Source organism: Longimicrobium terrae, assembly GCF_014202995.1.
Taxonomy (GTDB): Bacteria; Gemmatimonadota; Gemmatimonadetes; order Longimicrobiales; family Longimicrobiaceae; genus Longimicrobium; species Longimicrobium terrae.
This window is the reverse complement of sequence record NZ_JACHIA010000001.1, coordinates 796,692-805,421: the sequence shown is the minus strand read 5'-3', so window position 1 is coordinate 805,421 and position 8,730 is coordinate 796,692. Positions and strand designations below refer to the sequence as shown.

At 70.8% G+C, this 8,730-nt stretch carries 7 protein-coding genes; 5 read left to right on the top strand and 2 right to left on the bottom strand.

Annotated elements, in window-relative coordinates:
- Nucleotides 1–170: 170 nt before the first annotated feature.
- Nucleotides 171–413: a hypothetical protein gene (locus HNQ61_RS03600; protein WP_183685434.1), complete on the bottom strand. Its 243-nt coding sequence runs from the start codon at nucleotides 411–413 to the stop codon at nucleotides 171–173.
- Between the two features lie 63 nt (nucleotides 414–476).
- A complete protein-coding gene (locus tag HNQ61_RS03595; RefSeq protein WP_170031946.1) occupies nucleotides 477–1,700 on the bottom strand; it encodes an ROK family transcriptional regulator in 1,224 nt (407 codons plus the stop codon).
- A gap of 167 nt (nucleotides 1,701–1,867) precedes the next feature.
- On the opposite strand from HNQ61_RS03595, the gene uxaC reads away from it, so the two are divergent.
- The 5 genes from uxaC (at nucleotide 1,868) to HNQ61_RS03570 (ending at nucleotide 8,725) form a co-directional block, all read left to right on the top strand.
- Nucleotides 1,868–3,337 (top strand): glucuronate isomerase, encoded by a 1,470-nt coding sequence (gene uxaC, locus HNQ61_RS03590; protein WP_170031943.1) that lies wholly within the window; start codon nucleotides 1,868–1,870, stop codon nucleotides 3,335–3,337.
- Nucleotides 3,337–4,824 (top strand): UxaA family hydrolase, encoded by a 1,488-nt coding sequence (locus HNQ61_RS03585; protein WP_170031940.1) that lies wholly within the window; start codon nucleotides 3,337–3,339, stop codon nucleotides 4,822–4,824. Before uxaC ends, HNQ61_RS03585 begins: the two co-directional genes overlap by 1 nt.
- Nucleotides 4,825–5,472: 648 nt before the next feature.
- Nucleotides 5,473–6,963 (top strand): tagaturonate reductase, encoded by a 1,491-nt coding sequence (locus HNQ61_RS03580; RefSeq protein WP_170031937.1) that lies wholly within the window; start codon nucleotides 5,473–5,475, stop codon nucleotides 6,961–6,963.
- 68 nt (nucleotides 6,964–7,031) lie between these two features.
- The gene (locus tag HNQ61_RS03575) at nucleotides 7,032–7,730 is read left to right on the top strand and encodes a bifunctional 4-hydroxy-2-oxoglutarate aldolase/2-dehydro-3-deoxy-phosphogluconate aldolase (protein ID WP_170031934.1); all 699 of its coding nucleotides are present in this window, start codon (nucleotides 7,032–7,034) and stop codon (nucleotides 7,728–7,730) included.
- Complete coding sequence (locus HNQ61_RS03570; RefSeq protein WP_170031931.1) at nucleotides 7,727–8,725, top strand: sugar kinase; 999 nt, start codon at nucleotides 7,727–7,729, stop codon at nucleotides 8,723–8,725. Before HNQ61_RS03575 ends, HNQ61_RS03570 begins: the two co-directional genes overlap by 4 nt.
- Nucleotides 8,726–8,730: the final 5 nt, after the last annotated feature.

The window sequence follows — 8,730 nt, the reverse complement described above, 5'->3', positions numbered from 1 at the left end:
TCCGAGGATGAGCTCAGGGCCGGACTGGACGAGTACCTGAAGGTTTACCTGGGCCACATTCCCCAGCGTGCGCTCGGCCACAAGACGCCGCGCGACGCGATGCTCGACTGGTACCAGAAGAGCCCAGGACTCTTCCGTGCCGACCCACATAATCACCCGGGCCTTGACACCTACCGTGCAATGAGCCAACTCCGCCCCGCGCACCCAACCCGCCGACACAGTCCGCGCAGGCGGACTTCGTGCTCTTCCAGCGGCGAATTCATTCGCTCCTGGATGGCGGTCGCGCCGGAACTGATCGCGACGCACCGCGCCGCCGGCGACGTGCGGCCGAGCCGGCGTTTGATCGCAATGCGCCAGAGCCGCGGATGCAGTCCGCGCAGGCGGACTTCGTGCATTTCCAGCGGCGAATTCATTCGCTCCTGGATGGCGGACGCGCGAATCCTCCGGCGAACACCAGGCCCGCCGCCGTCCGCGCTCTACGCCACCTGCGGCGCGGCGAACACCGGCGCCGCCACCAGCGCGATCGCCCCGCGCAGCCGCGGGTTGCTCACCGTCTGCTCGGGGATGATGGGCGTGGCCGCGGCGGCCGTCGTCAGCGCGCGCTCGGCGATCTCCGCGCGCACCCACTTCTCCACCAGGTCCCACCCCGCCGTAATCTCCCCGCCGATGAAGATGCGCGCCGGGTTCAGCGCGTTCACGATCATCGCCAGCCCGCGGCCCAGGTAGCGCCCCGTCTCGTCCAGCGCCTCCAGCGCCGCGGCGTCGCCCGTGCGCGCGCGGGTGATCAGCTCATCCATCGTAAGCGACGTTTCATCCAGCACCTCGCGCGTGTCCGCCTGCGTCAGCTCGCGGCCCAGGTAGCGGGAAAGCGTGGCCAGATTGGAGGTGTGCGCCTCCCAGCAGCCGCTGGCGCCGCACAGGCAGCGCGGGCCCAGCGGGTTCAGCGGCACGTGGCCGAACTCGCCCGCGGTGTGCCCGTAGCCGCGCACCACCTGTCCGTTCACGACAACCCCGGCACCCACGCCGTCGCCCACGGTGACGTAGACGAAGTCCCCCATGTCGCCGCCGCGCTGCCCCAGCCACATCTGCGCGAGCGCGCAGGCGATGGGCGCGTTCTCCACCTGCACGCGAATCCCCGTCGCCTTGCTCAGCGCGTCGCGGATGTCCACGTCGCGCCACCCCAGCTGCGGGCTGTTGAGGATGCGGCCATTGCGCTGGTCCACCATCCCGGGGACGACGAGCCCGAAGCCCTCGCAGTCGCCGTCGCCGCCGTAGGTGCGCAGCAGGCGCTCCGTCGCCGCGGCCAGCTCGGCGACGAGTTCGTCCGGGTTCACGCGCGTGGGAAAGCTTTCCACCGCGATCTGCGTCCCCGCGAAGTCGCTCAGCATCACCCAGGTGCGGCTGAAGCGCACGTCGGCCGCCACCACGAGGCGGTCGCGCGTGCGGATGTGCAGCATCTGCGGCTTGCGGCCGCGCGCCGTATCCACCGTGGCGCCTTCGTAGATCGCGCCCTCTTCCAGCAGCTCGTTCACCAGCGCGGTCACCCGCCCCCGGCTGATGTTCAGCCGGCGGGAAAGGTCGGCGCGCGAAATCGGCTGGTGCTCGCGCACCATGTTCAGCAGAATCTGCCGGTTGATCTCGCGCGAGGTGGACCGCGTGGCGAGCGTGAAGTTGCGGACGTTGATCTTTCGCAGGCTCATGATCTGCCGGTTGCGCGATGGCGGCGGGACGGATACATTGGCCGTTAGTTCCGAGTGAGAACAAAATGCCGATCGGGCCGCCGGGCCGCAAGTGTCCGGGCTGGCGGGGCTCTCCGGACCGGTTTGATTCGACGCCTTTCTGCCCGGGCTCCGTCCCGCACTCGTCGATGGATTCAGACGCGCTCGTCCTGCACGAAGACCGCTTCTTCGATCCCGATCCCGCCGTTCGCGCCATCGCCCGCGCGCTGTACGAGCGGACGCGCGATCTGCCCCTGGTCTGCCCGCACGGCCACGTGGACCCCGCGCTCCTCGCGAACAACGACTTCTTTCCGGAGCCCACGACGCTCATCGTGGTGCCGGACCACTACATCTTTCGCATGCTGTACTCGCAGGGCGTGCCCATGGAAAGCATGGGCGTCCCCACCCGCGACGGCAGCGCGGTGGAGAGTGATCCGCGCAAGATCTGGCAGACCTTCGCCGACCACTACCATCTGTTCCGCGGAACGCCCACCGGCGCCTGGCTCAACCAGGAGCTGTACGAGGTGTTCGGCGTGCGCACGCGCCTGAACGGCCGCACCGCCATGCGCGTGTACGACCAGATCGCCGAGCGCCTGCAGTCCGACGAGTTCCGCCCCCGCGCGCTGTTCGACCGCTTCAACATCGAAGTCCTCAGCACCACCGACGCCGCGGCGGACCCGCTGGAGCACCACCGCACGATCCGCGAGTCCGGGTGGAAGGGGCGCGTGATCCCCACCTTCCGCCCCGACGCCGTCTTCCGGATCGCCCAGCCGGGATGGGACGGCCACATCGCCGCGCTCGCCTCCGCTTCGGGGATGGCGATCGGCGACTACGCGGCGTTCGTAGATGCGCTGCAGGACCGCCGCGACTTCTTCCGGTCGATGGGCGCCGCGGCCACGGACCACGGCGTCGTGGAGCCGTACACGGAGCGTCTGGCGGATGACGAGGCGCAGCGCCTGTTCGCCCGTGCGCTGGCGGGAGAAGCGACGGCGGCGGACCAGCGGCGCTTTGAGGCGCACATGCTGATGGAGATGGCGCGCATGTCCACCGAGGACGGGCTGGTGATGCAGCTGCATCCCGGCGCGCTGCGCGACCACAACACCGGCGTGTTCGAGCGCTTCGGGCTGGACAAGGGCGCCGACATCCCGGTGGCGACGGAGTACACGCGCAACCTGCGGCCGCTGCTGAACGAGTACGGCAACGACCCGCGCCTCACGCTGATCCTCTTTACGCTGGATGAAAGCACCTACGCGCGCGAGCTGGCGCCGCTGGCCGGGCACTATCCCGCGCTGCGGCTGGGCCCGCCCTGGTGGTTCCACGACAGCGCGCAGGGGATGAAGCGCTTTCGCGAGCAGACGACGGAGACGGCCGGGCTGTACAACACCGCCGGCTTCAACGACGACACGCGCGCCTTCTGCAGCATCCCCGCCCGGCACGACCTGTCGCGCCGCATGGACGCCGACTTCCTGGCCGGACTGGTCGCCCGCCACGTGATCGAGGCCGAGGACGCGCACGAGCTTGCCCGCGCGCTGGCGTACGACTTGGCCCGCAAGACGTACCGCCTGGACCAGCCGGCCGAAGTCCCCGAATCCGCCGCAATGGCGGGCGTGGGGGCGTGATGCAGGCGCCGACGGCGATCCGCATCCACCCTGACGACAACGTCGCCGTCGCCGTCGTGCCGCTGATGGCGGGCGCGGAGGCGGCGGGCGTGGTGCTGGCGGAAGACGTGGGCGCCGGGCACAAGGTGGCGCTGGAGCCGCTGCATGCCGGCGATCCCGTCGTGAAGTACGGCTTCGTGATCGGCGAGGCGACGCAGCCGGTGCCCGCGGGTGCGTCGCTGCACTCGCACAACATGCGCACGCGGCTCAGCGGCACGCTGGAGTACGAGTACCGCCCCACGCACCGCCTGTGCGATTCGCCCCCGGCGGAAATGCCGACGTTCATGGGCTACCGGCGCGCGGACGGCCGCGTGGGTACGCGCAACGAGGTGTGGATCATCAACACCGTCGGCTGCGTGAACACGGCGGCGGAGCGCATCGCCCGCGCGGCCAACGAGCGCTTCGCGGGGCGGGTGGACGGCGTCTTCGCTTTTTCCCACCCGTACGGATGCAGCCAGCTGGGCGACGATCTGGATAACACGCAGAAGGTGCTCGCCGGCCTGCTGCGCCACCCGAACGCGGGCGGCGTCCTCGTGCTGGGCCTGGGCTGCGAGAACAACCAGATGGCCAGCCTGCTCGCCATGGCGGGCGAGGTGGACGGCACGCGCCTGCGCTTCTTCAACACGCAGGACGTGGTGGATGAGGTGGAGGAAGGGCTGGACGCCGTCGCCGAACTCGTCGCGCGGATGGAGAACGACCAGCGCGTGGAGGTGCCGGCGTCCGAACTGGTGATCGGCCACAAGTGCGGCGGATCGGACGGGTTCAGCGGCATCAGCGCGAATCCGCTCGTCGGACGGATCGCGGACCGGCTGACCGGGCTGGGCGGCGGCGTCATCCTCACCGAAGTGCCGGAGATGTTCGGCGCCGAGCAGGTGCTGATGAACCGCGCCGCGAACGAGCAGGTGTTCGGGCAGGTGGTGGAGATGGTGAACGACTTCAAGGAATACTTTCTCCGCCACAACCAGCCCGTGTACGAGAACCCGTCCCCCGGCAACAAGGCGGGCGGATTGACGACGCTGGAAGAGAAGTCGCTGGGCGCGATTCAGAAGGGCGGTGGAGCGACGGTGGAGCGCGTGCTGCGCTACGGCGAGCCCGCGGCGCCGGGCGGATTGTCGCTGCTGGAAGCGCCGGGCAACGACGGTGTTTCGTCGACGGCGATGGTGGCGAGCGGCGCGACGGTGCTGCTGTTTACGACGGGCCGCGGCACGCCGCTGGGATTTCCGGTGCCGACGGTGAAGATCGCCAGCAACAGCGCCATCGCCGCCAAGAAGCCGCACTGGATCGACTTCAACGCCGGCCAGCTTCTGGATGGAACCGTGACGGCGGAGCAGCTGGCGGACGAGCTGTTCGCGTACATCCTGGACGTCGCCTCGGGGCGCAAGCGCACGAACAACGAGGTGAACGGCTACCGCGAGATCGCCATCTGGAAGGAAGGCGTGACGCTGTAGGGAGGGAAGGGAAGTGCGTGAGTGCGGGGTGCGGGGTGCGTGAGTGCGGAAGGGCAGTACGGAAGTACGAGAGCGGTGCGACGGGCGGGCTTCAGGGCGGCCCCCACCCGGGCCGGCACCACCGGCCCACCCTCCCCCAAAAAAGACTGGGGGAGGGTGGGGGCGGGCGGAGGGTGCGGTGCGGGTGGCTAGGTCGGCGTGTGCGCGAACTCTGTTGAGCGAATGAATCCGCCGCTCGAACAGCGGGAACCCCCGACACACCGCGCTTCGCGCGCCGTTCGGGGCTTCAACAGCCCGGGGACCCGAGCAGAGCCGGCGCCCAGTCCGCGAAGGCGGACTTCGTGTCTTTCGAGGCGCGGTTTCAACCGCCGGGTAAAAGCCGCGGACGCGCGCCGAACCATCCACCGCGCTGAGGTCTCCCCCTCTCCCGCTTGCGGGAGAGGGGGCCGGGGGGTGAGGGCTGCCCGCCGCCGCGCCAAACCATCCGGAGCACACGATCCAGCAGTTCTCCGCTCTCCGCGCGCTTCCGTTTCGGCCGGGAGGGAATCGGGGAGGGGCCGGGGGAGGGGCCTCACAGCCGCGGCACGCGCTGAATCCTCCGCAGCGAACGATACCAATCCATCCGATCAACCGGAAACACGACCGCCGATGTCCCTGCCCGTTCTGAACCGCGACCTCCTGGCCTCCGCCGCGCCGCGCACCGGTCTGCACGTGCCGTCGCCCGCGCTGCTGGACCTGCCCGAGCGCGCGGTGCAGTTCGGCACCGGCGCCTTTCTGCGCGGCTTTGTCGAGGCGTTCCTGCAGGAAGCCAACGAGGCCGGCCGCTTCAACGGCCGCGTGGTCATGGTGGGCAGCACCGGCAGCGGCCGCGACCGCACCCTCGCCGAACAGGACGGCCTGTACACGCTTTCCGTCCAGGGCATCAGCGGCGGCGAGCCCGTCCATCAGCAGCACGTGATCGGGGTGGTGAGCCGCGCGCTTTCCGCCACGGACGAGTGGGACCAGGTGCTCGCCTGCGCCCGCGCGCCGGAGCTGGAACTGGTCTTCAGCAACACCACCGAGGTCGGCATCGTCCTCGACCAGGACGACCAGCCGGAGCTGTCGCCGCCCCGCTCCTTTCCCGGCAAGCTCGCGCGCTTCCTGTACGAGCGCGCCCGCGCCTTTGACTTCGATCCCGCGCGCGGCGTTCTCGTCCTTCCCTGCGAGCTGATCGAGAACAACGGCAGCAAGCTGCGCGAGATCGTCCTTGCCCTCGCGGAGCGGTGGGCGCTGGACCCGCGCTTCGCCGGGTGGATCCGCGACGCGGTGCCGTTCCTCAACACGCTCGTGGACCGCATCGTCCCCGGCACGCCGGCGGCGGACGCGCGCGCGGAGGCCGAGACTGCGCTGGGCTATCGCGATGAACTGCTGACCGTCGCCGAGGCGTACCGCCTGTTCGTCATCGAAGCGGATGACGCGTTGCGCGCCCGCATTCCGTTCGCCGGCATCGACGGCGTCACGGTGGCCGCGGACGTTTCGCTCTTTCGCGAGCGCAAGGTGCGCATGCTGAACGGCGCGCACACCATCACCGTTCCCGCCGCGCTGCTCGCCGGGTGCACGACGGTGCTGGAGGCGGTCAATCATCCTCTGGTCGGCCCGTTCCTGCGCGGCGCGCTGCTGGACGACATCGTCCCCACGCTGGACGCGCCGGGGAGCGCGCAGTACGCGCTGGCCGTGCTGGACCGCTTCGCCAATCCGTACGTAAAGCACGCGCTCACCGACATTTCGCTGCAGCAGACCATGAAGATGCGCGTGCGCATCGTCCCCACCGTGGTGCGCTACGCGGAGCGGACTGGGCGCGCGCCGGAGTCGCTGGCCTTCGGGTTTGCGGCGTATCTGCTCTTTGTGCGCGACGGCGGCGGGCTGGCCGACGACCAGGGCGACCGCGTGCGCGCGCACTGGACGGATGCCGGCGCGGACGCATCCGCCGAGACGGTCGTCCAGCGCATCTGCGCCGACGCGGAGCTGTGGGGAACGGAGCTGGACCGCGTTCCCGGCTTCGCCGCCGCCGCCGCGTCCGCGCTGGACGCCATCCGCCGCGACGGCGTGGAGTCCGCCCTCGCCGCACACCTGGAGCGCTCCGCCGGCGTGCCGGCCTGAGCTCCACCGTCGCGCCGCAGTTCCGTGCGAACGTTCGATCCTCCATCCACCCACGTGCCTGTACAGGGATGACAGCCGCAACTCTGCCTACCTCCGCGCTCGATGAGCGCCAGCGGGTCGTCCAGCGCCTGCAAGCGCTCGGCGCGGTCGCCGTGGTGCGCCTGAACCGCGCGGACGCGGTGCTCCCCGCCGCGCGCGCGCTGCACGCGGGCGGCATCAGCGCCATCGAAGTTACCATGACCGTGCCCGACGCCCTGCGCGCCGTGGAACAGCTTGCCCGCGAAGCCCAAGCGGACGACGGCGACGGCCTGCTCGTGGGCGTGGGCTCCGTGCTGGACGCGGAAACGGCCCGCCGCGCGGTGGACGCCGGGGCGCGCTTCGTCGTGAGCCCCGTCTTTGAACCGGAAGTTGTCGAGGAGGCGCAGCGGATGGGCGCCGCCGCGCTGGCCGGTGCCTTTACGCCGACGGAAATCCTGCGCGCGCACCGCGCCGGCACCGACATGGTAAAGGTGTTTCCCTCCGAGGCGCTGGGGCCCTCCTTCATCAAGGGCGTGCTGGCGCCCATGCCGTTCCTCAAGCTCTGCCCCACGGGCGGGGTGACGCCGGAAAACGCGGGCGACTGGATCCGCGCGGGCGCCGCGGCCGTCGGGCTGGGCGGCGCGCTGGTGGATGCCAAGCTGGTGGATGCGGGTGATTTCGCCACGCTGACGGAGCGCGCGCGGCGGACGGTGCAGGCGGTGATGGCGGCGCGCGGAGGTGCGGCATGAAGCGCGTCGTTTCCTTTGGCGAACTGATGATGCGCCTCTCCCCGCCGGGGAGCGAGCGCCTCTTTCAGTCCCCGCAGCTGCGCACCTTCTTTGGCGGCAGCGAGGCCAACGTGGCCGCGAGCCTGGCGCACCTGGGCGTGCGCAGCGACTACGTGACGCGCCTGCCCGCCAACGCCGTGGGCGACGCGGCGCTGGCGGCACTGCGGGCGGAGGGCGTGCGGACGAACAACGTGCTGCGCGGCGGCGACCGGCTGGGCATCTACTTCGTGGAAAGCGGCGCCGACCTGCGCGCCCTCCGCGTCGTGTACGACCGCGCGAACAGCGGCTTCGCGACGATGGCGGCGGACGCGCTGGACTGGGAGATGATTCTGCACGGCGCGGACTGGTTCCACGTCAGCGGCATCACCCCGGCGCTGGGCGAGGGCCCGTCCGCCAGCGCCCTGCGCGCGGTGGAAGTCGCCCGGCACCTGGGCGTGCGGGTGAGCGTGGACCTCAACTACCGCCCCGCGCTGTGGACCGGCCGCGACCCCGCGCCCGTCACGCGCGAGCTGGTGCGCGGGTGCGACGTGATGGTCGGCAACCCGGGCGCGGTGGCCGCCATGCTGGGCGTACGCGCCGGCGAGCCCGGCAACGAGAGCGACGGCGTGCTGCGCGCCGCGGCGGAAGCCGTCTCCGCGGAGCTGGGATGCAAGGCCGTCGCGCTCACGCGGCGCGAAGTGGTGAGCGCGTCGGAGCACGGGTGGAGCACCGCGCTCTACACCGCCGCCACGGGGGAACTGCACGCCAGCCGCCACTACCAGGTGCAGGTCGTCGACCGGGTCGGCGGCGGAGACAGCTTTGCCGCCGCGCTCATCTACGCCACGCTGGACGGCCGCCCCGCCGCCCAGGCGCTGGAGTTCGCCACCGCCGCCAGCGCGCTCAAGCTCACGATTCCCGGCGACTTCAACCGCGTCACCGTGGACGAGGTCGACGCCATCATCAACCGCAACGGGTAAGCCGC

Bases quoted from the DNA above. Each gene is read 5' to 3' on its own strand.
- HNQ61_RS03600 (WP_183685434.1), bottom strand. From the start codon at position 413: ATGAATTCGCCGCTGGAAATGCACGAAGTCCGCCTGCGCGGACTGCAT.
- HNQ61_RS03595 (WP_170031946.1), bottom strand. From the start codon at position 1,700: ATGAGCCTGCGAAAGATCAACGTCCGCAACTTCACGCTCGCCACGCGG.
- uxaC (WP_170031943.1), top strand. From the start codon at position 1,868: ATGGATTCAGACGCGCTCGTCCTGCACGAAGACCGCTTCTTCGATCCC.
- HNQ61_RS03585 (WP_170031940.1), top strand. From the start codon at position 3,337: ATGCAGGCGCCGACGGCGATCCGCATCCACCCTGACGACAACGTCGCC.
- HNQ61_RS03580 (WP_170031937.1), top strand. From the start codon at position 5,473: ATGTCCCTGCCCGTTCTGAACCGCGACCTCCTGGCCTCCGCCGCGCCG.
- HNQ61_RS03575 (WP_170031934.1), top strand. From the start codon at position 7,032: ATGACAGCCGCAACTCTGCCTACCTCCGCGCTCGATGAGCGCCAGCGG.
- HNQ61_RS03570 (WP_170031931.1), top strand. From the start codon at position 7,727: ATGAAGCGCGTCGTTTCCTTTGGCGAACTGATGATGCGCCTCTCCCCG.